Annotated in this window: 24 protein-coding genes; 6 read left to right on the forward strand and 18 right to left on the reverse strand. The window is 60.7% G+C overall.

Going from position 1 to position 21,766, the window contains the following annotated elements:
* On the forward strand, positions 1–753 hold the full coding sequence (gene rsmJ, locus FFB58_RS19045; protein ID WP_138370711.1) for a 16S rRNA (guanine(1516)-N(2))-methyltransferase RsmJ: 753 nt from the start codon (positions 1–3) through the stop codon (positions 751–753).
* A gap of 92 nt (positions 754–845) precedes the next feature.
* Here rsmJ and uspA read toward each other — a convergent pair whose 3' ends face one another.
* The gene (gene uspA, locus FFB58_RS19050; protein WP_032615029.1) at positions 846–1,283 is read right to left on the reverse strand and encodes a universal stress protein UspA; all 438 of its coding nucleotides are present in this window, start codon (positions 1,281–1,283) and stop codon (positions 846–848) included.
* Between the two features lie 283 nt (positions 1,284–1,566).
* Between uspA and uspB the strand changes: the two genes are divergently transcribed.
* Positions 1,567–1,902, forward strand: a complete 336-nt coding sequence (gene uspB, locus FFB58_RS19055; protein ID WP_032615027.1) for a universal stress protein UspB — start codon at positions 1,567–1,569, stop codon at positions 1,900–1,902.
* 55 nt (positions 1,903–1,957) lie between these two features.
* On the opposite strand, the gene pitA is transcribed toward uspB, so the two are convergent.
* On the reverse strand, positions 1,958–3,457 hold the full coding sequence (pitA, locus tag FFB58_RS19060; RefSeq protein ID WP_039032469.1) for an inorganic phosphate transporter PitA: 1,500 nt from the start codon (positions 3,455–3,457) through the stop codon (positions 1,958–1,960).
* A gap of 229 nt (positions 3,458–3,686) precedes the next feature.
* Between pitA and FFB58_RS19065 the strand changes: the two genes are divergently transcribed.
* The 3 genes from FFB58_RS19065 to FFB58_RS19075 all read left to right on the forward strand — a co-directional run bounded on the left by FFB58_RS19065 (position 3,687) and on the right by FFB58_RS19075 (position 6,587).
* Entirely contained in the window at positions 3,687–4,880 is a 1,194-nt protein-coding gene (locus FFB58_RS19065; protein WP_138370712.1) for an NAD(P)/FAD-dependent oxidoreductase, read from the forward strand.
* A gap of 126 nt (positions 4,881–5,006) precedes the next feature.
* Positions 5,007–5,405 (forward strand): ion channel, encoded by a 399-nt coding sequence (locus FFB58_RS19070; protein ID WP_138370713.1) that lies wholly within the window; start codon positions 5,007–5,009, stop codon positions 5,403–5,405.
* Positions 5,406–5,561: 156 nt separating this feature from the next.
* Positions 5,562–6,587, forward strand: coding sequence for a TerC/Alx family metal homeostasis membrane protein (locus FFB58_RS19075; protein WP_039032472.1), 1,026 nt, complete (start codon positions 5,562–5,564; stop codon positions 6,585–6,587).
* A gap of 90 nt (positions 6,588–6,677) precedes the next feature.
* On the opposite strand, the gene FFB58_RS19080 is transcribed toward FFB58_RS19075, so the two are convergent.
* From FFB58_RS19080 to FFB58_RS19090, 3 genes are all read right to left on the reverse strand, one after another.
* Positions 6,678–7,340, reverse strand: coding sequence for an HAD family hydrolase (locus tag FFB58_RS19080; protein ID WP_082019625.1), 663 nt, complete (start codon positions 7,338–7,340; stop codon positions 6,678–6,680).
* A 93-nt stretch (positions 7,341–7,433) separates the two neighbouring features.
* Entirely contained in the window at positions 7,434–8,228 is a 795-nt protein-coding gene (locus tag FFB58_RS19085) for an SDR family NAD(P)-dependent oxidoreductase (RefSeq protein ID WP_039032473.1), read from the reverse strand.
* Positions 8,229–8,282: 54 nt separating this feature from the next.
* Positions 8,283–9,143: a LysR family transcriptional regulator gene (locus FFB58_RS19090; protein ID WP_138370714.1), complete on the reverse strand. Its 861-nt coding sequence runs from the start codon at positions 9,141–9,143 to the stop codon at positions 8,283–8,285.
* Positions 9,144–9,242: 99 nt separating this feature from the next.
* Here FFB58_RS19090 and FFB58_RS19095 point away from each other — a divergent pair, with 99 nt between their 5' ends.
* A complete protein-coding gene (locus FFB58_RS19095) occupies positions 9,243–9,749 on the forward strand; it encodes a phenolic acid decarboxylase (protein ID WP_039032475.1) in 507 nt (168 codons plus the stop codon).
* Between the two features lie 5 nt (positions 9,750–9,754).
* On the opposite strand, the gene acpT is transcribed toward FFB58_RS19095, so the two are convergent.
* The 13 genes from acpT to FFB58_RS19160 are packed head-to-tail and all read right to left on the reverse strand — an operon-like array spanning position 9,755 to position 21,763.
* Complete coding sequence (gene acpT, locus FFB58_RS19100) at positions 9,755–10,336, reverse strand: 4'-phosphopantetheinyl transferase AcpT (RefSeq protein WP_138370715.1); 582 nt, start codon at positions 10,334–10,336, stop codon at positions 9,755–9,757.
* A 2-nt stretch (positions 10,337–10,338) separates the two neighbouring features.
* Positions 10,339–11,568: a beta-ketoacyl-ACP synthase gene (locus tag FFB58_RS19105; protein WP_138370716.1), complete on the reverse strand. Its 1,230-nt coding sequence runs from the start codon at positions 11,566–11,568 to the stop codon at positions 10,339–10,341.
* Positions 11,565–12,296, reverse strand: coding sequence for a 3-ketoacyl-ACP reductase FabG2 (locus FFB58_RS19110; RefSeq protein WP_138370717.1), 732 nt, complete (start codon positions 12,294–12,296; stop codon positions 11,565–11,567). Before FFB58_RS19110 ends, FFB58_RS19105 begins: the two co-directional genes overlap by 4 nt.
* The gene (locus FFB58_RS19115; RefSeq protein ID WP_138370718.1) at positions 12,293–12,766 is read right to left on the reverse strand and encodes a 3-hydroxy-fatty acyl-ACP dehydratase; all 474 of its coding nucleotides are present in this window, start codon (positions 12,764–12,766) and stop codon (positions 12,293–12,295) included. The genes FFB58_RS19110 and FFB58_RS19115 overlap by 4 nt, the downstream gene beginning before the upstream one ends.
* Positions 12,766–13,929 carry a beta-ketoacyl-[acyl-carrier-protein] synthase family protein gene (locus tag FFB58_RS19120; RefSeq protein ID WP_138370719.1) on the reverse strand — a complete coding sequence of 388 codons (1,164 nt, stop codon included), beginning with the start codon at positions 13,927–13,929 and terminating at the stop codon, positions 12,766–12,768. Before FFB58_RS19120 ends, FFB58_RS19115 begins: the two co-directional genes overlap by 1 nt.
* Position 13,930: 1 nt before the next feature.
* The gene (locus FFB58_RS19125; protein WP_138370720.1) at positions 13,931–14,518 is read right to left on the reverse strand and encodes a DUF3261 domain-containing protein; all 588 of its coding nucleotides are present in this window, start codon (positions 14,516–14,518) and stop codon (positions 13,931–13,933) included.
* On the reverse strand, positions 14,515–16,830 hold the full coding sequence (locus tag FFB58_RS19130) for an MMPL family transporter (protein WP_138370721.1): 2,316 nt from the start codon (positions 16,828–16,830) through the stop codon (positions 14,515–14,517). Before FFB58_RS19130 ends, FFB58_RS19125 begins: the two co-directional genes overlap by 4 nt.
* Complete coding sequence (locus FFB58_RS19135) at positions 16,799–17,404, reverse strand: outer membrane lipoprotein carrier protein LolA (protein ID WP_138370722.1); 606 nt, start codon at positions 17,402–17,404, stop codon at positions 16,799–16,801. The genes FFB58_RS19130 and FFB58_RS19135 overlap by 32 nt, the downstream gene beginning before the upstream one ends.
* On the reverse strand, positions 17,401–17,823 hold the full coding sequence (locus tag FFB58_RS19140; protein WP_138370723.1) for a thioesterase family protein: 423 nt from the start codon (positions 17,821–17,823) through the stop codon (positions 17,401–17,403). The genes FFB58_RS19135 and FFB58_RS19140 overlap by 4 nt, the downstream gene beginning before the upstream one ends.
* A gap of 3 nt (positions 17,824–17,826) precedes the next feature.
* The gene (locus tag FFB58_RS19145; protein ID WP_138370724.1) at positions 17,827–19,518 is read right to left on the reverse strand and encodes a glycosyltransferase family 2 protein; all 1,692 of its coding nucleotides are present in this window, start codon (positions 19,516–19,518) and stop codon (positions 17,827–17,829) included.
* A complete protein-coding gene (locus FFB58_RS19150; protein WP_039032486.1) occupies positions 19,509–19,862 on the reverse strand; it encodes a hydroxymyristoyl-ACP dehydratase in 354 nt (117 codons plus the stop codon). The genes FFB58_RS19145 and FFB58_RS19150 overlap by 10 nt, the downstream gene beginning before the upstream one ends.
* Positions 19,849–21,195 carry an AMP-binding protein gene (locus FFB58_RS19155; RefSeq protein WP_138370725.1) on the reverse strand — a complete coding sequence of 449 codons (1,347 nt, stop codon included), beginning with the start codon at positions 21,193–21,195 and terminating at the stop codon, positions 19,849–19,851. The genes FFB58_RS19150 and FFB58_RS19155 overlap by 14 nt, the downstream gene beginning before the upstream one ends.
* Entirely contained in the window at positions 21,188–21,763 is a 576-nt protein-coding gene (locus tag FFB58_RS19160; protein WP_138370726.1) for a hypothetical protein, read from the reverse strand. Before FFB58_RS19160 ends, FFB58_RS19155 begins: the two co-directional genes overlap by 8 nt.
* Positions 21,764–21,766 lie beyond the last annotated feature (3 nt).

Consider the following 21,766-nt stretch of genomic DNA (forward strand, 5'->3'; position numbering starts at 1 on the left):
GTGAAGATTCATTTAGTAGATGAAACAGGCGCCGGAGACGGCGCCTTATCTGTTCTGGCGGCCCGCTGGGGGCTGGAGCACGATGAAGAGAACCTGATGGCGCTGGTGATGACGACAGCGCATCTGGAATTACGCAAACGCGACGAGCCCAAACTCGGCGGCATTTTTGTCGATTTCGTCGGCGGGGCGATGGCGCACCGGCGTAAGTTCGGCGGCGGCCGCGGTGAAGCGGTGGCGAAAGCCGTCGGGATCAAGGGCAGCTATCTGCCGGATGTGGTGGATGCCACGGCGGGACTCGGGCGCGATGCCTTTGTGCTGGCCTCGGTAGGCTGTCGGGTGCGGATGCTGGAGCGTAACCCGGTTGTGGCTGCGTTACTGGATGATGGCCTGGCGCGCGGCTATGCGGACCCGGAAATCGGCGGCTGGCTCCAGGAGCGGCTGCAGCTGATCCACGCCTCAAGCCTGACGGCGCTGACCGGCATCACCCCGCGTCCGCAGGTGGTCTATCTCGACCCGATGTTCCCGCACAAGCAGAAAAGCGCGCTGGTGAAAAAGGAGATGCGGGTATTTCAGTCGCTGGTGGGGCCGGATCTGGATGCGGACGGCTTGCTGGAGCCTGCCCGTCTGCTGGCAACGAAGCGCGTGGTGGTGAAGCGCCCGGATTACGCACCGCCGCTGGCGGAAGTTGCGACGACCAATGCGGTGGTGACCAAAGGCCACCGTTTTGATATTTACTCCGGCACGCCGGAATAAAAAAGCCGGGTGGCGGCTTCGCCTGACCCGGCCTACGGTTTGGTTTTGTAGGCCCGGTAAGCGCTAGCGCCACCGGGCATTTCCCATCCCACTTACTCGTCGTCTTCGTCGCGCAGCGGCACAATCAACATATCAACGTGCACGGTGTTAATCAGCTGGCGGGCTGACGACATCAGCTTGCTCCAGAAGTCCTGGTGATGGCCGCAGACCACCAGATCCATATCGTATTTCTTGATGGCATCAACCAGCACCTGGCCCAGGTCGCCGCTGCCGCTCAGGGTTTCGGTAATCGGATAGCCAGCATTGGTGGAGAGTTCGGTCAGCGCCTGGTGGGTCTCTTCGGAGATACGCTTCTGCATATCCCCCAGATTCACGTCAATCAGGCCGGTATAGAGATCGGAGTAATTTACGTCCACGTGAATCAAGGAAACTTTCGCATTGTACGGACGCGCCATGGATACCGCTTTATCAACCAGCACTTTGCTCTCCGGGGAGAGGTCAACAGCGATCAGAATATGTTTATAAGCCATAGTGTTACTCCTTCCTTAAGTTATCGATGACCAATGCGTGTAGCAGTCGTCTACCTGCTTTCATTACGGCCCAGTTAAACAAAATTTTCAAGCATTGGTGTTGATAACGATTAACCTTGTGGCAAAAAAATTAACGGATCTCCTACACTATTGAATAAGCCGTTCGGATAATAAAATGTGAAGCCGATCCGCTTTTGAGTCTCTCTTTCACTGAACCGTCTGTCAGGGCATGGGTGCGGTAGTCCCGAAGCGTTGCTTCGTGGGCGGACGCCGGGGAGGAAGTATGATTAGCACCGTCGCATTGTTTTGGGCGTTATGTGTGGTTTGCATTGTGAATATGGCGCGTTATTTCTCATCCTTGCGCGCGCTGTTAGTGGTACTGCGTGGCTGCGATCCGTTGCTTTATCAATATGTGGACGGCGGGGGCTTCTTCACCTCGCACGGGCAGCCCAGCAAACAGATGCGCCTGGTGTGGTATATCTACGCCCAGCGCTATCGCGATCATCATGATGATGAGTTTATCCGTCGCTGTGAACGCCTGCGTCGTCAGTTTATTCTGACCAGCGCATTGTGCGGCCTGGTGGTGGTGAGCATGATTGCTCTCCTCATCTGGCATTGAGCGCAAAAAAAGCGGGCCAGTTACCTGACCCGCTCTTATCGTTATCTGCCTGCGATTAGATAAATTGCAGGGAGATCCAGTACAGACCGCCAGACAGCAGAATCGATGCCGGCAGGGTAAATACCCATGCCATCAGAATGCTGGTCACGGTTTTGCGTTGCAGACCGCCGCCATCAACCAGCATGGTACCCGCCACGGATGAAGAGAGAACGTGGGTTGTGGATACCGGCATACCGGTGTAGCTGGCCAGACCGATAGAGACTGCCGCCGTCATCTGAGCGGACATCCCCTGGGCATAGGTCATGCCTTTCTTACCGATCTTCTCGCCAATCGTTGTTGCCACGCGACGCCAGCCAACCATCGTACCCAGACCCAGCGCCAGTGCGACCGCCATGATGATCCAGATAGGTGCGTACTCGATGGTGTTCAGCATGTCCACTTTCAGTTTCTTCAGTAGACGTTGGTCGTCAGAAGAGACTTCAGGCAGCTTGGACACTTTATCAGTCACGTCGGAGATGCACAGCATGATGCGACGCATCTGGCCACGCTGCTCTGGAGTGAGCTTGTCGTAGCTTTCGACGTCCGTCAGCATGCCTTTAGCGCGCTCCAGGGCATTGATCGCATTGGCCGGGTGGCAGTGGAACTCGCCTGGGGCGGTGGTTGCACCTGCTTCCGGAGAAGGGATCAGCTGATCAACGCCGGTCGCTTTTTTCAGCAGATCAGGACGCTGCTGGAAATAGGTTTCAACGTTGTTGATGGCGTCACGGGTACGGGTAATTTCGTAACCGGTAGCATTCATATTCACCACGAAGCCCGCAGGTGCCACGCCAATCAGTACCAGCATCACCAGACCAATGCCTTTCTGACCGTCGTTAGCGCCGTGAGAGAAGGCCACGCCGATAGCAGAGATGATCAGGGCGATACGCGTCCAGAATGGCGGTTTTTTCTTACCGTCTTTCTTTTCACGCTCGGCTGGCGTCAGGTGGATACGGGCACGTTTTTTGGTGCCGCTCCAGTAACGACGCAGCAGGAAGATCAAACCACCCGCCACAACCAGACCGACAATCGGGGAGATAATCAGTGAACCGAAAATACCCAGAACTTTAGGGATGTTCAGCGCGTCCACCACAGACGTACCGGTCATCAGCGCATTGGTTAAACCAATCCCGATGATTGCGCCGATCAGCGTGTGGGAACTGGATGCTGGCAGGCCGAAATACCAGGTACCGAGGTTCCAGATAATTGCAGCAAACAGCAGAGAGAACACCATAGCCAGGCCATGGCCGGAGCTGACATTCAACAGCAGATCCGTTGGCAGCATATGCACAATCGCGTAGGCTACGCTCAGACCCCCCAGAAGAACGCCAAAGAAGTTAAACACCGCAGCCATCACTACCGCAACCTGCGATCGTAATGCCCGAGTGTAGATAACCGTTGCGACTGCGTTCGCAGTGTCATGGAAGCCGTTAATCGCTTCGTAGAACAATACAAAGGCCAGAGCAAGCAAGAGTAAAAGCCCGGTATGTAAATCCAGGCCGGCAAACAAATGTAGCATAGGACGTTACGCCATCTTGAGGACATGAACGCGGCGCATTATCCAGGACAAATGCGCAACGGGCAAAGTGAAATATAGCTTTTTTTTGATTTGCCTACTGACATAAGCGTAGCAGTAAAAGAATTATTTTTTAGATTTCAATTAAATGAATGAAATTGCAGATCTTTGCGCTGGTGCGTTTCTTGAGGAAACTTTACAATTCGCGCCCCCAAAACAGGAGGATCGAGACGTGGAAAAGTATGATGCCATCATTATTGGCGCCGGTGCGGCAGGTTTATTCTGTGCGGCGATGGCCGGACAGGCAGGGCGCCGGGTTCTGCTGCTCGATAACGGCAAAAAACCAGGCCGAAAAATCCTGATGTCGGGCGGCGGGCGCTGCAACTTTACTAACCTTTATATCGAGCCTGCGGCTTATCTGAGCCAGAACCGTCATTTTTGCAAATCTGCGCTGGCACGTTATACCCAGTGGGACTTCATTGACCTCGTAGGGAAACACGGCATCGCCTGGCATGAGAAAACGCTGGGGCAACTTTTTTGCGACGATTCTGCGCAACAAATCGTCGATATGCTGGTGGCGGAGTGTGAAAAAGGCGAGGTTACCCTACGACTGCGCAGCGAAGTGCTGGAAGTGGCGCGAGACGATGCGGGATATACCCTGCAACTGAACGGTGAAACCGTGAGCGCCGAAAAGCTGGTGATCGCCAGCGGCGGGCTCTCGATGCCGGGACTGGGTGCGACGCCGTTTGGCTATAAAATTGCCGAACAGTTTGGCCTGAAGGTTTTGCCCACCCGCGCCGGGCTGGTGCCCTTCACCCTGCACAAACCGCTGCTGGAACAGCTGCAGACGCTGTCCGGGGTCTCTGTACCTTCAGTTATCACTGCCGAAGACGGGACGGTGTTCCGTGAGAATCTGCTGTTCACCCATCGCGGCCTCTCCGGTCCGGCGGTGCTGCAAATCTCCAGCTACTGGCAGCCGGGCGAGTTCGTCACCATCAATTTAGTACCGGATTGCGATCTGGAGAGTTTCCTCGACGAGCAGCGCGCGGCACACCCTAATCAGAGCCTGAAAAATACCCTGGCGATGCAGCTGCCGAAGCGGCTGGTGGAGTGTCTGCAACTGCTGGGGCAGATCCCTGACGTATCCCTGAAGCAGCTCAACATCCGCGAGCAGCAGGCGATGGTCGACACCTTAACCGCCTGGCGCGTACAGCCGAACGGCACTGAAGGCTACCGCACCGCGGAAGTGACGCTGGGCGGGGTGGACACCAACGAGCTCTCCTCGCGCACCATGGAAGCGCGCAACGTGCCGGGACTCTACTTTATCGGCGAAGTGATGGACGTGACAGGCTGGCTGGGCGGCTATAACTTCCAGTGGGCGTGGGCCAGCGCCTGGGCCTGCGCAGAAGCGCTGGCGGAGAAGTAGTCCCCCGGCGCAACTATTGCCCCTTTTGTTTCATCCACATCCGCTACACTGCATCTCAAACGTGCCTCTATCCTGCGCCCTGTTCTGCTGAACAGGGCGTATTTCGTTGCCAGCAGAGAGTGTGATATGCAGCTTGTCAGCATTATTATCCTGATTAACCTGACGGTAATCATTCATTCCACGTGGATGTTTTTTGTCCTGAAAGTCATCAACCTGAATGTGGAATCGGTTATCCGCATTGTGTTTCGCAATATCGCCATCATCATGACCGCGCTATTCGCCCATCTGCTTGAAGCCGGCCTGTTTGCCGCCTTTTATCGCTATGTGGAGGCGTTTTCTGACTGCAATACCAGCCTCTATTTCTCGCTGGTCAGCTACGCTACGGTGGGGTACGGCGACGTCACCTTGCCGGAGCACTGGCGGCTGATCGGCGGGATAGAAGGACTGACTGGCGCGCTGATGGTTGGCTGGTCGGTGGCGGTGCTGGTGGCCGTCCTGCAGCGGCTGCGCGGCATGAGCCAGTAAAGCGCCGATGGCAGAACCTCCGCATTGTGAGGTAAAGTACACTCCCTCACGCAGGGTTATGCGTTTTAAGGGAGAAGCCGGTAAACGGTCCCCCTTTTTCTTCACTGGCCTCGCCAGTCTGCATGGTGTGTATTTTGTCTTCAAAAAGGGTTGTCTATGTCATCTGCTCATCTCGGTTTCCCGACGGAAACCGTTGTTGTTTTTGTGGTGATGGCTGTCGGGGCGATGTTTATCGACCTCTTCATGCATCGCCATGACAAACCAATTTCACTAAAAAGTGCCTCGTTGTGGTCCCTCTTCTGGGTGATGATGGCGATGGCGTTCGCCGGGTTCCTCTACGTTCATCACGGTGCCGAAGTGGCGAGCCTGTTCCTCACCGGTTATGCGCTGGAAGAGGTGCTCTCCGTTGATAACCTGTTCGTGATGATGGCGATCTTCGCCTGGTTTGGCGTGCCGGATCAGTATCGTCACCGGGTGCTTTACTGGGGAGTGATCGGCGCTATCGTCTTCCGCGGTATTTTCGTTGCCATCGGTACCAGCCTGCTGAGTCTCGGGCCTTACGTTGAAGTGGTCTTTGCCCTGATTGTGGCCTGGACGGCGGTGATGATGCTCAAGCGCGGCGAAGAGCAGGACGAGATCGAGGATTACTCCCAGCATCTGGCCTATCGCGCGGTAAAACGCTTCTATCCGATCTGGCCAAAAATCACCGGTAACGCCTTCCTGCTGAGCCAGAAAGAGGTGGACGCCGAGCTGGAAAAACCCGAGAACCAGGACGTGATGGTTGGACGGGTGAAGAAGGCGAAGCGCTACGCCACGCCGCTGCTGCTTTGTGTGGCGGTGGTTGAGCTTTCAGACGTGATGTTCGCCTTTGACTCCGTACCGGCGATCATCGCTGTCAGCCGCGAGCCGCTGATTATCTACAGCGCCATGATGTTCGCCATCCTCGGCTTGCGTACCCTCTATTTCGTGCTGGAAGCGCTGAAGCAGTATCTGGTGCATCTGGAGAAAGCGGTGATCGCGCTGCTGTTCTTCGTGGCCTTTAAGCTCGGCCTGAACGCGACGGATCACTTCTGGCATCACGGCTACGGCATCGGTGCCACGGCGAGTCTGCTGGTGGTGTTGGGCGTACTGGCGGCGGGGATCGTGGCGAGCCTGCTGTTCCCGGGGAAACGGGAAGCCTGAGTTTTTTGCCCGGCGGCGCTGCGCTTGCCGGGCCTACGACGGGATATGCAGTTGTAGGCCGGGTAAGGCGAAGCCGCCACCCGGCATGGTTTACGGCTTGATGGGTGAATTACGACGCGCACGCGGCGGATGGAAATGACGCCAGTGCGGATCCTGCGCCGCTGCCAGCAGCTCGTGATCGCCACGGGTGTCGCCCCAGGCGCGCACGTGATAGTTGGTCAGGCTGCCGTAGACGTGCTCAAGCCGCGCCACTTTCTGCGCACAGCGGCAGTTATGGCCGGTGATCCGCCCGGTCAGCTTGCCGTTTTTCACTTCCAGCTGGGTGCCAATCAGTTTAATGCCGAGCTTGTCGGCCCACGGCTGCAGCACCAGCGCCGGGGAAGCGGAACAGATCGTCACTTCCGCACCGGAGTTCACCTCCGCCGCGACCGCCAGCACGCCCTGCGGGCGCATCAGTCTGTCCCAGTACTTTTCGCAGAACCGCTCGGCCTGCTCGCGCAGCCAGTGCTCATCCACGCCGGTCAGGAAGGTTTTGATCAGCACCTCTTTCAGCTCGTCGCGGGTCAGCTTGCGGCGCACGCAGTGAATGGTCGGCAGGGCCATCCGCACCAGGCGACCGGCAAAGTAACGTTTACCGAACGCAAAGCGTAAGAACGGAATAAAGCTGTCGTGATGGGTCAGCGTACCATCAAAGTCGAACACGGAGAGGACGCGGGATTTCGCCACGGCCTCATCGGCAATCATATTGGTCATAACAGGGTCTTAGCGTAAAGAGACATTCTGCCCTCAGTTTACCTGCTTTAGCGGCAGATGCCACCCGCCAGCGGGCGGGCGGCCTTCGGGCGGCTAGATGATGTCGTCCACCACGCCGCCATCCACGCGCAGTGCCGCGCCGGAGGTGGCTGAAGCCTGCTGGGAACAGACGTAAACCACCATGTTCGCCACTTCATCCACCGTGGCGGCCCGCTGGATCACCGAGCTTGGGCGGTTGGCCATCACAAACTCTTTCGCCAGCGTCTCCAGCGACTTGCCGGTTTTCTCTATCTCGTCTTTCATCATCTCCGCAAAGCCGTCCGACATCGTCGGGCCAGGCAGGACGCTGTTGACGGTGACGCCGCTACCGGCCACAAATTTTGCCAGCCCGCGCGCCAGCGACAGCTGCGCGGTTTTGGTCACGCCGTAGTGGATCATGTCCGCCGGAATATTGCAGGCCGACTCTGAGGAGATAAACACCACCCGGCCCCAGCCTTTTTGCACCATGCCGGGCAGCAGGGCGCGTGAGAGGCGCACGCCGGACATCACGTTGGTTTGCCAGTAGTTATTCCAGGTCTCATCGTCGGTGGCGTAGAAATCCTGGGGTCCGTAGATCCCGGCATTATTGACGAGAATATCTACGCCAGAGGCGACCTTCAGCAGCGCGTCCACCCCCTCAGCCGTACTGAGATCGGCAATCGCCGCCCGCACCTGAACGCCGGGGATCTGCTGTTGTAGCTGCTGGATGCCCCGGTTGACCGAGTCGATGCTGCGTCCGTTAACAATCACCTCTGCGCCGCTTTCCGCCAGCCCTCTGGCGATGGCGAAGCCAATGCCGCCGGTGGAGGCGGTCACTAACGCCACTTTCCCCGTAAGATCGATTTTCACGGTCTGCTCCTTGTCATATTTGAAGTTCAGACCGTTAAGCGTAGCAGTTCACCTCTACGACGGCTGTCTGAAGAGGTGCAGTAAGGTTTCAACCTGTTCGTCGAGCGGGGCGAGCGTGCGCTTTACAATCAGATGCAGCGGTGTCGCACGGCGCGTGCCATGGGTCAGGGGCACTGTTTTCAGCACACCGCTTTCCAGCTGCTGCTGAATTCGCTCTTCCGGTAGCCAGCCATACCCCACCTGATACATCACCGCATCGATAGCGGCATCGATGGTGGAGAAGGTCCAGGCTTCGCCGCCGGGAGGCGCGGCGTAACCCTGCCCGGCGATCTGGATGAGTGGCCAGGGGCGTAGCATTTCATCAGTGAGCGGCGTGTTGTGTTCAAACAGTGGATGCTCCCGATGCGCCACGGCGACAAAATCGATATTCATCAGCCATTCGCCGCGCCCGGTCACATCCTGGCGGCGGGTCAGCACCATCACGTCGGCTTCGCTCTGGTTCAGCGCCTCACCGGTGTTCTCAAGTATTTCAGTCAGATGCACCTCGGTTTGCGGATAGCGCTGTTGAAACTGGCGCAGAATGGCAAACAGATGACGGCGAGGGAAAATGCTGTCCACCACCACATCCAGTCGGGTACGCATCCCGTTGCGCAGCGTCGCGGCGCGCGTCTCCAGCAGGGTAAAAGCGTTGAGCAGCGGTTTAACCTGATTTAACAGCAGCTCCCCTTCCGGGGTCAGCACCGCCTTACGCCCCGCCTGAACCAGCAGCGCCACGCCCAGCCGCTCCTGTAACAATGCCAGGTTATAACTGACGGAGGACTGGCTACGATGCGTCTCCTCTGCGGCGCGGGCAAAGCTGCCCAACTCAACGACGCGTTCAAGTAGTGACCACTGCTCAAGGGTAGTTTTGTGCATAACTCATCTGATTTTTGAATGAATTTGATTAAATCATAGCGTTATTCATCCATTTTTTGCAGGCGTAAGATGGGCTCATTGAAACAGAGGAGAAAAAGTATGAGCCATTTTGATAAACATGATTTGAGCGGTTTCGTCGGCAAACATCTGGTCTACACCTACGATAACGGCTGGAACTACGAGATTTATGTCAAAAATGAGCAGACCCTCGACTACCGTATCCACAGCGGGATCGTGGCAAACCGTTGGGTAAAAGATCAGCAGGCTTATATCGTTCGCGTGGGCGAGAGTATTTATAAAATTTCGTGGACTGAACCGACCGGTACCGATGTGAGCCTGATTGTGAACCTCGGCGACAGACTGTTCCACGGCACTATCTTCTTCCCGCGCTGGGTGATGAATAACCCGGAAAAAACCGTCTGCTTCCAGAACGATCATATTCCGCTGATGGTCTCTTATCGCGAGGCGGGCCCGGCCTACCCAACCGAGGTCATTGATGAGTTCGCCACCATTACTTTTGTGCGCGACTGCGGTGCCAATAACGATGCTGTCATTGACTGTGCTGCCAGCGAGCTGCCGGCAGACTTTCCGAATAATTTGAAATAAGCAGGTTACAGAACCCGCAGCGCGTCGTTATGCAGGGTGAAGGGGGTAGGGGTACAGACCGCGAGACTCAGTTCGCCGTACTGAAAATGGCTGACGCTGAGCGCTGAAGGAAAGGTGCTGTCGATACTGACAATCTGCCAGGCGCTGCCGCCGCGCTGTTTGACGATAGCCTCTTTGCGCGTCCAGATACGCCAGAAGGCCGACAGTTTTGCCTCAGGCCGCTCCCGCTCCAGCTCTGCATGTTCGGCGACGCTAAAGACGGCGTTAGCCAGTGCCTGCCAGTTCTCCCGCGGGCGGATCACTTCGATATCGCAGCCCACTTCGCCCTCGTCGCTTAGCAGCAGGGCAATATCATCCCCGCTGTGGCTCAGGTTGAACCAGTATGGCCTGGCATCGACAAACGCCGGTTTGCCCTGTTCACCAAAGACAATTTCCGGTACCGGGGCGGGGGATAAGGCCCGGGCGAGCAGCGTCCGCCCGGCCAGCCAGGGGATGCGGCGCGCGCCTTCCGGCGCCTGCTCAGAAAGCGCTGACGCCAGAGGGTCAGCGCTGAGGGTAGAAATCTTTCCCAGAAGGAACTGGTACATACTCACGCCCAGCGTTTAATGATGATGGAGGTATTAATGCCGCCGAACGCGAAGTTATTGCTTTGAAGGTATTCGCAGTCAAGGTGACGGACTTCCCCCATAATATAATCTAACGCGCCGCATTGCTCATCCGGTTGTCTTAAATTGACGGTGGGCGCGAACCAGCCCTCGCGCATCATCTGCAGACTCATCCACGCCTCCAGCGCGCCGCAGGCCCCCAGGGTATGGCCGAAATAGCTCTTCAGAGATGAGATCGGCACGCTGTCGCCAAACACTGCGGCGGTGGCCTGGCTTTCGGCGATATCCCCCCGGTCGGTGGCGGTGCCGTGCGCCGAAATATAGCCGATATCCTGCGGGCTCAGCCCGGCTGACGTCAGCGACTTCTCCATGCAGATCTGCATGGTTTCCCGCTGCGGCTGGGTGATATGCGCCGCGTCGCAGTTGGTGGCGAAGCCCACAATCTCGCCGTAGATGGTGGCACCCCGCGCCTTCGCATGCTCCAGCTCCTCCAGGATCAGGGTGCCCGCCCCCTCGCCAATCACCAGCCCGTCGCGCTGGATATCGAAGGGAGACGGCGTGGATTGCGGGGCATCGTTACGCTGGCTGGTGGCGAACAGGGTATCAAACACCGCCGCTTCCGACGGGCAGAGCTCTTCGGCTCCGCCTGCCACCATCACCGTCTGATAGCCGTGGCGGATGGCCTCCCACGCATAGCCAATCGCCTGGCTGCCGGAGGTGCAGGCGCTGGAGGTGGGGATCACCCGCCCGCGCAGGCCGAAGAACAGGCCGGTGTTCACCGCCGTGGTGTGCGGCATCATCTGCACGTAGGTGGTGCCGGTGATGTTGTTGGTGTGCTTCTCGGTGAGCATGGTGGCGAACTCGCTGACCGGGCCGGTGCTGCCGGTGGACGAACCGTAGGCAATGCCGGTTTCACCCTGGGTGAGGATCGGATCGTCAATCAGCCCCGCCTGCTCCAGGGCCAGTTCGGTGGCGCGGGTCGACAGCAAAGAGACGCGGCCCATGGCGCGGATGCGCTTGCGGGTGTAGTGATCCGGCAGGGTAAAATCATCGATCGGTGCGGCCAGCAGGGTGTGCAGACCCTCATAGATCGTCCACTCCGGCATCCTGCGTACCGCGTTTTTATACTCCCGTAAGCGGGCCGCCACCGACGCCCACGACTCCCCGAAGGCGGTGACGCCGCCCATGCCCGTGATCACCACCCGACGCGTCATAACATTCCCCCGTTAATGGAGATAACCTGGCGGGTCACATAGCCCGCGATATCCGACATCAGGTAGCTGGCAAGGCCGGCCACCTCGTCCGCCTGACCCATCCGTTTCATGGGGATGCTGGCCATCGCCTCTTTCAGCGCGGCCTCTTCCATCTCGATCATCCCGGTATCAATCAGACCGGGCGCGATGCAGTTTACGGTGATTTTGCGCTTCGCCAGCTCAACCGCCAGGGCTTTGGTGGCCCCGATAATGCCCGCTTTTGCCGCGCTGTAGTTCACCTGGCCGCGATTGCCCATCACCCCGGACACCGACGACAGGGTGATGATCCGCCCGCCCTGACGCGCGCCAATCATCGGCATCATGCAGGGGTGAATGACGTTGTAAAAGCTGTCGAGGTTGGTATGGATCACGCTGTCCCAGTCATCTTCGCTGAGCGCCGGGAAAGCACCGTCCCGGGCGATCCCGGCGTTGCTCACCACGCCATACCAGGGGCCGTTGGCCGCCATATCCTGCTCCAGCACCTCGCGACACTGCGCCCGGTTGCCCACGTCAAACGCCAGCAGACGCCCGCTGCCGCCAGCCTGCTCGATGGCCTCAAGGGTGGCCTCTGCGCCTTCAGCGTCGCGGTGGTAGTGCACGCCGAGGGTAAACCCGTCCGCGGCAAGTTTCAGGGCGATAGCCCGGCCAATGCCTTTGCTGGCGCCGGTAACCAGAACGGAACGACTCATTGACTCACTCCCGTCTTAAACAGTGAAGCTAACTCCTGCTGGCTGGGCTGGAAGGTGTTCACCCGCCCGGTGGCCAGGGTGGAATCATCAAGGGTGATGGCGCACTCGAAGCTGCTGAAGCGCTCATCCTCCATCAGCAGGGTGGCGGTGACGGTTAACGCGCTGTTGGCCGGAAAAAGCCCGGCGGCGCAGACCAGTTCCCGCGCCCCCAGCACCATGCCCAGCGTGCTGCTCTGCAGGCCCTTCTGCTCACGGTGCCAGCCAGACCAGATGCCCACGGTCTGGGCCATCAGCTCAAGGGCGTACCAGCCGGGCAGATCGCCTGCGGTATTTAAAAACGGCGCCAGCACCCCCTGCGGGCTGACGGTGACGCGGCAGACGGCGGATTCAGCGGTGACGCTCTCGACCGACTCCAGCAGCAGCATGGGGGCATCGTGGGGCAGGTACGCTGCCGGGGCTAAATAACTCATCACACTCTCCCCAGCAGGATGCTGGCGTTATTGCCGCCAAAGGCGAACGAATTAGACAAAATCACCGCTTTTTTCAGCGCGGTGGGCTGATGCAGTACGCCGCACGCGGCGAGGGTCGGGTCCGGCGCATAGCGGCTGAAATCCTGGGCGGGCAGGGGGAGATCGCGGGTCAGGATGAGCCAGCTTAGCGCCGCCTCGGTGATCCCCGCCGCCCCCAGCGTATGCCCGGTTAAATGCTTGGTGGAACTGCAGGGCACCGCCTCGCCAAACAGGTCGTGGATCACCTGAGATTCAATCTGGTCATTGAGCAGCGTTGCCGTGCCGTGCAGGTTGATATAGCCCACGTCATCCGGCTTCAGCCCGGCTTCGTTCAGCGCCTGGTGAATGGCGCTGATGGCCCCTTCGCCCTGGGGATGTGGAGCAGAAATATGGTACGCATCGCTCGACTCGCCGCTGCCCAGCAGCGCCACGGGCTGCGGCTCCCGGGTGAGCAGCATCAGGGCCGCCGCTTCGCCAATGGTGATCCCCCGACGGTCGCGGCCAAAGGGCTCGCACAGCGTGGTGGAGAGCGATTCGAGACTGTTAAAACCGTTCACCGGCATCCGGCTCAGCGTATCCGCCCCGCCCACGATAGCGACATCCACCAGCCCGGCGTCAATCAGCCGACGCCCGCTGATGATGGCCCGCGCGCTGGAGGAGCAGGCGGTGGACAGGGTAAAGGCCGGGCCGTCCAGACCGAGCCAGTTCGCCAGAAAGCGCGACGGATCGCCCAGCTCCTGCTGCGCGTACCGCCAGTGGCTACTCTCTTCGCCGCTGTGCGACAGGCGCACGTGCGCGTCGCCCTCGTCGAGCCCGGAGGTGCTGGTGCCCATCACCACCGCCACCCGGTCGCGGCCGTAGCGGGCAATGGCCTCGTCAACGGCAGGCTGGATCTGCGCCAGCGCCGCCAGCAGCAGCTGATTGTTACGCGAGCGGTGCGCGGCAAAGCTGTCCGGGATCGCGGGCAGCTCGCCGTCGACGCCCCCCAGCACCGCATCCTGCCCCTGCAGCCAGCCGCTGCGCGGGCGCATGCCGGGGGCGACGCCGCGCGTCAGGTTAGCGGCAATCTCGTCGGGAGAGTTGCCCAGGGCGTTGATCAGGCCAACGGCAGAAATGTAGATCATCTCAGTCATCCAGATATTGAATGGTGATGTGGTAATGGAACACATGCTGTTCGATGCTGATCGGCTCGCGCTTGCCTTTGCGCTGCAGGTAGACAATCTCCGTCACCAGCCTGCCGTCGGCATTGCGCAGCTCACGCCGGTCGCCTTGATCCTTTAACGTCCAGCCTTGTGGCAGCTGCGGCAGCCAGGCGCTGACCGGCCAGTGGCTCAGCATCACGTCCGCCAGCACCTGGCTGGCCGGAGGCAGTTCTGGCGCAACAATCGACTGTTCAGTATGGATGCCCGTTTCATTATAGGTGGCGAGGAACAGACGGATACCCACCGACGACAGCCCGGCCAGCGTGACCTTCTGCGCGTCGGCATTCAGCATCACCAGCAGCGACTGGGTTTTGCCATTAACGCTGGCGGTCAGCAGCTGCTGGGAGCTTAGCGCCGGGGTAATGCCCGGCGGCGGCAGCGTGACCCGGGTGCCCGGCTGGAGCCAGGCCTGCGGGCGGGTATCGTCACGCTCCTGGGCATTGTGGCTGCAACCGGCCAGCAGCAGCGCGCCGATCAGAGCGGCGGCGCGGTAAAAAGGGGTGATCATCATGTTCTCTCTTTTTTGTCTGGCATCGCCAGCGGGGCCAGCAGAAAGGCGGTGAAAATCCCGCTGACCAGCACGATCCCGAAACTGCTGATGGCCTGCGTGGCGCTGAAGACCAGCATGCCGAGGGTCAACAGGGTGGTCATCATCGCCAGGCTGATGGCCAGCATCGAGGTCAACGGCGTACCGCGCGGGTTGTTGAAGAATAGCGTGTAGTTGATGCCGATGCCGAGGACCAGCACCAGCGCCAGAAGCGAAAACAGGTTAACCGGATGGCCCGTTAGCGTCAGCGCGGCCAGGCCGCAGCCCAGCGACAGCAGGGAGGGCACCAGGGTAATCAGCCCCTTGCGCCAGCCGAGTCGCAGCATCGCGCCACAGGCAATCACTCCCAGCGCGACCGCCAGCAGGCCGGTCAGCACGTTGCGGTAGAGGGCAAACAGGCTGTCGAAACTCGCCTTGCGATCCACCCACACCACCCCCGGATGTTGCTCCGCCAGCTTGCCCAGCGCCGGGCTGTTTTTCACCCCATCCACCGGCACCAGCACGCCGCTTTCGCCGTCGGGCAGGGTGAGCCACAGCAGACGCCAGCCTTCACTGGCGGGGCTGGCAAGCCAGGTTTTGACGTCCACCGGCATCGGGCGCAGATCCGGCGACACGGCGGTCAGCCCGGCGCTTTGCAGCACCTTAATCACCGCCGGGGCCGCCTGACGCAGCAGGGCCAGATCGCGCGCCTGCTGCGCCCGCGAGTTCAGCGGCAGGCTGCGCCAGGATTTAAGCTCACCCGCCTGCTGCGCCCGGGCCAGCGCCGGGGTAAAGGCCTCCAGCCGCTCCAGCGTCTGCTGGGCCGAGTCGCCATGCACCACGAACCATTTTTGATCGACACCCTGGCCGGTAAGCGCCGTGATGGCTTTCTCCTGGGCGAGGATATCCTGCGGCAGGGCCTGAAGCTGGGCGATATCATCATCGATGTGCAGCGTAGCGATCCCTGCTACCGCGACAAGCGTAAGCGCTACCGGCAGCCCCACCGACAGACGTCGGTGGCGCCATGCCGCCAGCCAGCGCCGCATCGGGGTTTTCAGCGGCACCGGGCGCACCGGTAAGCCGCGACAGAGCCACGGATGCCAGAAGATCGCCGTCAGGCATGAGGCGCTGAGCCCCGCGGCGGCAAACACCGCCATCTGGCGAATGCCCGGGAAGGGGGCCAGCATCATAATGAAATAGGCCGCCACGGTGGTAAGCAGCGCCAGCAGCAGGGCGTTGCGCACATTTGCCAGGCTCTGCCAGGGTGAATGTTGATCCCCGTGAACCATCCGCTCGGTCAGGTAGTAAAGGGTGTAATCCGCCGAGATGCCGATGATGCTCATGCTCATCACCAGGGTCATCAGATGCAGCTCACCAGACAGCAGCAGGGTCGCCACCGTCCCCGCCAGCGCGCCAATCGCGATGGAGAGCAGGCACAGCAGGAGCGGGCGCAGGGAGCGGAATACCGCCACAATCAGCAGGATCACCCCGAGGATAGTGGCCACGCCGAGGGTCGAAATGTCCCGTTTCGCCTGCTGGCTGGCGTAGTCGCTGTAAAACGCCGTCCCGCGCGACAGCAGCTGCGCCTGCGGGTAGTGCGTTTTGAGCTGGCCTTCGAGGTCGTGGAGAGTGGTCACCAGCCGGTGGGTTTGCTGCATATCGAACGACGAACCGGCCAGCTCGCCGTGCAGCAGATACCAGTAATTGCCAGCCTCGTCACGGGTCACCAGCCAGCCGTCCATCAGCCGCAGCTTCTGGCTGTTTTGTGAAAGCGAAAGCTGCGAGCCGCGCATCAGCATCAGCGGGTCGTTTTGCAGCTCTTTGCCGCTGACGCCGGAGAAGGCCGAGTACAGCTGGGACAAAATCCACTGGGCCTGCGCTTCGCCGCCGTTTTGCAGCCGCGCGCGGGTGGCGGGGTCGATCAGGCCGTTACGGTGCTGCCAGAAGAACTCGCCCCAGGCCTTCTGCCCGGCGGCGTCCATCGGCCCTTTCACCTCGTGCAGGGAACCGGACTGCTGCAACAGGCTCAGCCAGCGCTGCGCCACCTGCGGGTCGGGCTGTTTGCCGGGGCTGACCAGCCACACCAGCTGCCTGTCGAGGCGTTCGATAAAGCCGTCGTTCAGCGCCGGGGGGATCGCCCCGAGGCTCTGTTTGGGCAGCATCGCCAGCACGCTGCTGTTGAGCCGCGCCCCGGGCAACAGCGTGAGCAGCACCCCCAGCAGCGCCAGGCAGATCAGCGCCCACGCCAGCGCTGGGCGACGGGAATTACGGTGCGGCAAAGCGTTGGCGTTCGGCATCGGTCAGGCTGGCGGGCGTGAGCTGGTGGCGGGATAGGGTGATATCGGTGCGGTCGCCCTGCTTGTCGTTCAGCACAATGGACTCGAGGTAGGACGCGCCACCCAGATCCATCGAGGCGAAAATCTTGTCCAGCGGCGTGGTGGTGGGGGTCAGCACCAGCGACCAGCGGCCATTGCCGAGGTCTTTAAAATCGATGCGGAAGTTCTCCTCCAGCACCTTGCGATCGGCCTGGAACAGGGCGCGCAGCAGGTGGTTGAACTGGAACATCTGCGGATTATTGTCGGCGGTGATGGTCTGCGGCGGCTGGCCGTTGATGGTCTGCACCATCCGCTTGTCGTCCAGCAGTAGCGTCATCGGAAAGGGCGCTTTTTGATCCCACAGCAGGCCATTATCCCGGGCAATCAGCATCTCGCCGCTGGAGCGCAGCGGCTGGGGCAGATCCTTGATGGTGCGGGCCTGCTCAAAGTGGGCGCGCACCACCGGCTGTTCGGTAAAGCGCTGCTGCAGTTCATCCAGCGTCACGGCGCTGACCCACGGGCTGACCAGCAGGGCAAGCAGGGGTAACCACTTCATGGCGTCACTCCCATGCGCTCGAACAGCACGGCCGGGCTGACAAAGCAGAGCTCGCGGCTCTTCTCCTCCACCGCCACCTGAACGGTGTAGCCGGTGGTGGTTCGCTTGCCGCTGGCGGCGTCAAAAATCTGATAAACAATGCGCAGGCGGTTCTCGAACTCGTCGATATGGGCCCGGACGCGAATACGTTGCTCAAAGGTCAGGACGTCGCGGTATTTCACCCGGGTATCCACCACTGGCCAGAGATAGCCGGACGCCTTCATCTGGCGATAGCCATAATCGAACTGGTTGAGAAGGGCCTCGCGGGCGACCTCAAAATAGCGGAAATAGTTGCCGTGCCACACCACGCCCATCATATCGACGTCGTGAAACGGTATGGTCAGCTCTACTTCAGTGGTAAAGCGGGGATCGGTCAGCACTCTTTACTCCTTCTCTTTGGCATCCGGCAGACGCCAGAAATCGAAAAAATTAAACCAGTCGAGCGGGGCCTGCAGGGCATAGTGCTCCAGCCGCTTAGCATAGCGGTCGACGGTCTGCTGTAACGCCTGCTGGCGCTCGCCGCGCGGTAACAGCAGCGGATCGGCAAAGTCTTCGCAGTGGATATGCAGCTTCTGCTGCTGGCGCAGGGCGAAGATCAGCACCACCGGGCAGCGCATCAGCGAGGCGAGGATAAACGGCCCCTCGGGGAACGGCGCGGGCTGGCCCATAAAATCGCTCCACACCACGCGCCAGTTGCCGCCGCGCTGCGGATCGACGGCGATCCGATCCCCGACGATCGCTACCCACTCCCCGCGATCGATCTTCTCTTTCAGCAGGATGGCGGTTTCCGGGCCGATGTCGGTCACCGGGATCAGGTTCAGTCCGGCCTGGGGAGCCATCTCCTGCATGATCTGTTTAAAACGCTGGGCGTTATCGCTGAACACCAGCGCGTTGACGGTTTTGCCCCCTTTGATCTGGGCCAGGGCGCGGCACGCCTCGACATCCCCGAGATGGGAGGCCAGCAGCAGCTTGCCCTGCGGCACGGTCAAATCGAGCTTTTCCCGGGCGCCCGGCGCAAAAAGTATGTCCCGGTCCAGTTTGAGTTCGCCCTGCCAGCTGGCGACTTTGTCCAGCATCACATTGCCAAAGCGCATGAAGTGGAAAAAGCTGTTCAGGCGTGCGGGCTTCGGCTGCTGGCGCTGGGCCAGCGTCTCGCTCACCCGGGCGATCCACTGCTGCGACGCCTGCCGCGCCGGACGGGCGGTAAGCCAGTAGACGGCAATCACCGGCCACAGCAGAAGGGTAAAGGCGCGGCGGCCCAGCAGCTGCCAGACCCGCAGCATCAGGCGCATGCCGTACAGCCCTTTCACCTCCTGCTGCTTCGCCCAGTGCTGAGTGCGGCGGCGGAACAGCAGGGAAGGGATGCGCGGCAGCATGCCGAAGAACAGCCGGGTGTGCATCCACGAGATACGCAGGTTGTCGTGCAGGGCATCGAAATGGGAGACGCCATTCTCGGGGTAGGTCACCCGGGTGGGCAGGAAATGGCTGGTATTGCCCTGCCAGTAGAGGCGCACCATCACTTCGGTGTCAAAATCCATCCGCTTGCCAAGGGGCACGCTGTTTACCAGCCGTAGCGTAGGGGCTACCGGGTAGACCCGAAAGCCGCACATGCTGTCCTTAAGCTGTAATGACAGGGTTTCGATCCACACCCAGACGTGGGTGACCCAGCGGCCATACAGGCGCGAGCGGGGGATCGAGGCATCAAAGATTGGCTGGCCGGAGATCAGCGCCGTCGGGTGGCGTTCGGCCAGCGCCAGCAGCCGGGGAATGTCCTCCAGCGCGTGCTGACCGTCGGCATCCACCTGCACCGCATGGGTAAAACCGGCCCCGGCGCAGACCTTCAGGCCGCGGATCACCGCCGCGCCTTTGCCGCTGTTGTGCGTCAGTCGCACCAGCGTCATCTGTGGATCTTCGGCGGCCAGCCTGTCCAGTTCCTGACGGGTGCTGAGGTCGCTGCCGTCATCCACCACAATCACCGGCAGCTGATAGGGCGCCAGGCAGGCCAGCACGCTCGCCATTGTCGCCCCGTGGTTGTAGCAGGGGATCAGGATGCAGGGGCGGAAGGTTAACGGCACAGGCGAATCTTCCCGCTGCTGGCCGTGTGGCGTGCGTCGCCGTCATGGCGCTGATAGCTGAAGGTGAGCATCTGGCGCTCCGCGTTCCAGTCGAGGAGCAGCGTCACGGTGGCGTCAGGCAGCAGCGGTGCCTGGAACTTCACGTTCTGAATGCTGTGAAAACGGTACTCCGGAGCCAGCAGGGTGGTGGCGTAGTGCATCACCCAGTCGAGCTGGGCCACGCCCGGCAGCAGCGGCTGCACGGCAAAATGGCCCTGGAACCAGAACAGCGCCGGGTCGAGGTGCAGGACGATCTCAAGATGCTGAGGTTGTGCCTGATGGCGCCCGATTTCATGGATCTTCATGAAATAACTCCTGTAACTGCGCATAGACACGCTTGTTCATACTGTTCACCGGCATCTCATCAACAATGCGCCAGTAGCGGGGGATGGCGACCGGCTCCAGCCACGGCCGCAGGGCGCGTCGCCAGGCGAGGATCTGCGTTTTACTGCTGCGCTGGCGAGCGGCATCGCTCAGGACCAGCAGCACGCCAATCCCCTGTCGTCCACCGCGGGTCACCGGCAGCGCCGCCGCCTCGCGGATGCCGTCCAGCGCCAGCAGACGCTGCTCGATCTCATTGAGCGAAATGCGCTTCTCTTCGATTTTTACCACCCGGCCCCGGCGGCCGACAATGCTGAACTGGCCATTATCGGCAAACTGCAACCTATCGTCGAGCAGCACGCCGTCCGCATCAATCAGCGGGGAGCTGACGCGCAGGGCGTCATTATCGCGGGTAAATATGACACCCGGAAAAGGCTGCCAGAGGTTCGCCTCCGCCTGACGATAGCGCCAGGCGAGAACCCCAGTTTCGCTGCTGCCGTAAATTTCATCCGGCCACAGCCCCAGCCAGCGCTGGGTTTCGCAGGCCGCTGCCCATTCCAGCACGCCCCCGGCCGAAACCAGCACCGCGACCGGCGGTGGAGCAAGCTGTGGATCAAGCCGCTTCAGAAACGCCGGGCTGCTGATGAACAGGTAGCGCTTATCGCCCTCCAGCGCCGCCAGCTGCTCGGCGTAGGCGAGCATCGCTGTGTGTAGTACCAGCCCCAGCGCCATCGGCAGCACAATACGAAACGTCAGGCCGTAAAGATGCTGCGGCACCACCGAGGAGACGACGGAGCAACCCTCAATTCGCTCCCCGAAGCGGGCCGCCAGCAGGCGGGCTTCCTGGTCAAGCTGGGCGATGGTTTTACCGATCCGCTCGGGCACCCCGGTCGAGCCAGAGGTGAACAGTTCGATAACCCGGTCGTCATCAATAAGCGGCAGCGGCGTGAAGGTGGTGGCACGGCGACAGGCAGAGCTGACCACCAGCAGGCGACCACTGACGTTAAGCGTTCTGTCGCTCAGCACGCCGCTGAACAGCGCCTTTTGTTCGTCGAGCTGCGATTCGCGGCTGTGGCCGGGCAGCACCGGGGTTTTGCCCGCGTGCAGGGTCGCCAGCAGGGCGACGATAAACAGATAGCTGTCGTCAAAGCAGAGCGCCCAGCGCTCGCCTTCCTGCTGCTGTAAACGAGCCATCAGGGCGTGGGCGTCGTAGCGCAGCTCCCCCAGCGTCCAGCGACGATCGCCGGACCAGGCGACAGGGGTGTCGTCCGGGCGGGGGGCGTTCAGCCACTGGTTCAGAGGCAGGGGGTTAAACATCTTTTTTGATCCGCTGACGTACCAGCCACTCGCATGCCATTAAGGTTCCCATCAGGATGTAGGCGATCATGCCGTTCCACAGCGTCCAGAGCCGCATATCCCCGTGCAATACGGTGAACAGCGCCACGCTGCCGTTAAAGATGAAAAAGCCGCACCATACCCGGGTCACAACGCGGGTATAGCGCACCCCGGCAGGGGGTAAGTTGGGTTCACGCAGGCGCGCCAGCCGCTCGACCAGCGGCATCGCCGTCCACAGCGAGCCGCCAAACACCGCCAGCATCGCGAGGTTCACCACCACCGGATAGAGCAGCAGCCAGTGGTGCGCCTTCAGCAGGTAGCTGGCCGCGCACAGGGCGATGCCCACCAGCGCCACGCTCTGGATCACATAGCGCAGCGGTCCGGCGTTGCGCCGCGCCTGGTAAAAACGGCACAGCAGCAGGATGGCCATCAGCGGCAACAGCCAGTGCAGGTTGTTGTGCGTCAGCCCAAAGCCCACCAGAAAAGGCCAGCCGAGCAGCATCAGCCCCGTCAGCAGCGGGATCGCCGGAAATGACTTGCCGCCACGCATGAG

This window comes from Enterobacter sp. MF024 (genome assembly GCF_005843915.1).
Classification (GTDB): domain Bacteria; phylum Pseudomonadota; class Gammaproteobacteria; order Enterobacterales; family Enterobacteriaceae; genus Enterobacter; species Enterobacter barmai.

What these genes read in the sequence shown, in the direction of transcription:
- FFB58_RS19160 (WP_138370726.1), bottom strand. Translation starts at nt 21,763, where the DNA reads ATGCGTGGCGGCAAGTCATTTCCGGCGATCCCGCTGCTGACGGGGCTG.
- FFB58_RS19125 (WP_138370720.1), bottom strand. Translation starts at nt 14,518, where the DNA reads ATGATGATCACCCCTTTTTACCGCGCCGCCGCTCTGATCGGCGCGCTG.
- FFB58_RS19150 (WP_039032486.1), bottom strand. Translation starts at nt 19,862, where the DNA reads ATGAAGATCCATGAAATCGGGCGCCATCAGGCACAACCTCAGCATCTT.
- FFB58_RS19115 (WP_138370718.1), bottom strand. Translation starts at nt 12,766, where the DNA reads ATGAGTTATTTAGCCCCGGCAGCGTACCTGCCCCACGATGCCCCCATG.
- FFB58_RS19075 (WP_039032472.1), top strand. Translation starts at nt 5,562, where the DNA reads ATGTCATCTGCTCATCTCGGTTTCCCGACGGAAACCGTTGTTGTTTTT.
- FFB58_RS19135 (WP_138370722.1), bottom strand. Translation starts at nt 17,404, where the DNA reads ATGAAGTGGTTACCCCTGCTTGCCCTGCTGGTCAGCCCGTGGGTCAGC.
- FFB58_RS19105 (WP_138370716.1), bottom strand. Translation starts at nt 11,568, where the DNA reads ATGACGCGTCGGGTGGTGATCACGGGCATGGGCGGCGTCACCGCCTTC.
- uspB (WP_032615027.1), top strand. Translation starts at nt 1,567, where the DNA reads ATGATTAGCACCGTCGCATTGTTTTGGGCGTTATGTGTGGTTTGCATT.
- FFB58_RS19110 (WP_138370717.1), bottom strand. Translation starts at nt 12,296, where the DNA reads ATGAGTCGTTCCGTTCTGGTTACCGGCGCCAGCAAAGGCATTGGCCGG.
- uspA (WP_032615029.1), bottom strand. Translation starts at nt 1,283, where the DNA reads ATGGCTTATAAACATATTCTGATCGCTGTTGACCTCTCCCCGGAGAGC.
- FFB58_RS19080 (WP_082019625.1), bottom strand. Translation starts at nt 7,340, where the DNA reads ATGACCAATATGATTGCCGATGAGGCCGTGGCGAAATCCCGCGTCCTC.
- FFB58_RS19130 (WP_138370721.1), bottom strand. Translation starts at nt 16,830, where the DNA reads ATGCCGAACGCCAACGCTTTGCCGCACCGTAATTCCCGTCGCCCAGCG.
- FFB58_RS19155 (WP_138370725.1), bottom strand. Translation starts at nt 21,195, where the DNA reads ATGTTTAACCCCCTGCCTCTGAACCAGTGGCTGAACGCCCCCCGCCCG.
- FFB58_RS19070 (WP_138370713.1), top strand. Translation starts at nt 5,007, where the DNA reads ATGCAGCTTGTCAGCATTATTATCCTGATTAACCTGACGGTAATCATT.
- FFB58_RS19090 (WP_138370714.1), bottom strand. Translation starts at nt 9,143, where the DNA reads ATGCACAAAACTACCCTTGAGCAGTGGTCACTACTTGAACGCGTCGTT.
- FFB58_RS19095 (WP_039032475.1), top strand. Translation starts at nt 9,243, where the DNA reads ATGAGCCATTTTGATAAACATGATTTGAGCGGTTTCGTCGGCAAACAT.
- FFB58_RS19120 (WP_138370719.1), bottom strand. Translation starts at nt 13,929, where the DNA reads ATGATCTACATTTCTGCCGTTGGCCTGATCAACGCCCTGGGCAACTCT.
- pitA (WP_039032469.1), bottom strand. Translation starts at nt 3,457, where the DNA reads ATGCTACATTTGTTTGCCGGCCTGGATTTACATACCGGGCTTTTACTC.
- acpT (WP_138370715.1), bottom strand. Translation starts at nt 10,336, where the DNA reads ATGTACCAGTTCCTTCTGGGAAAGATTTCTACCCTCAGCGCTGACCCT.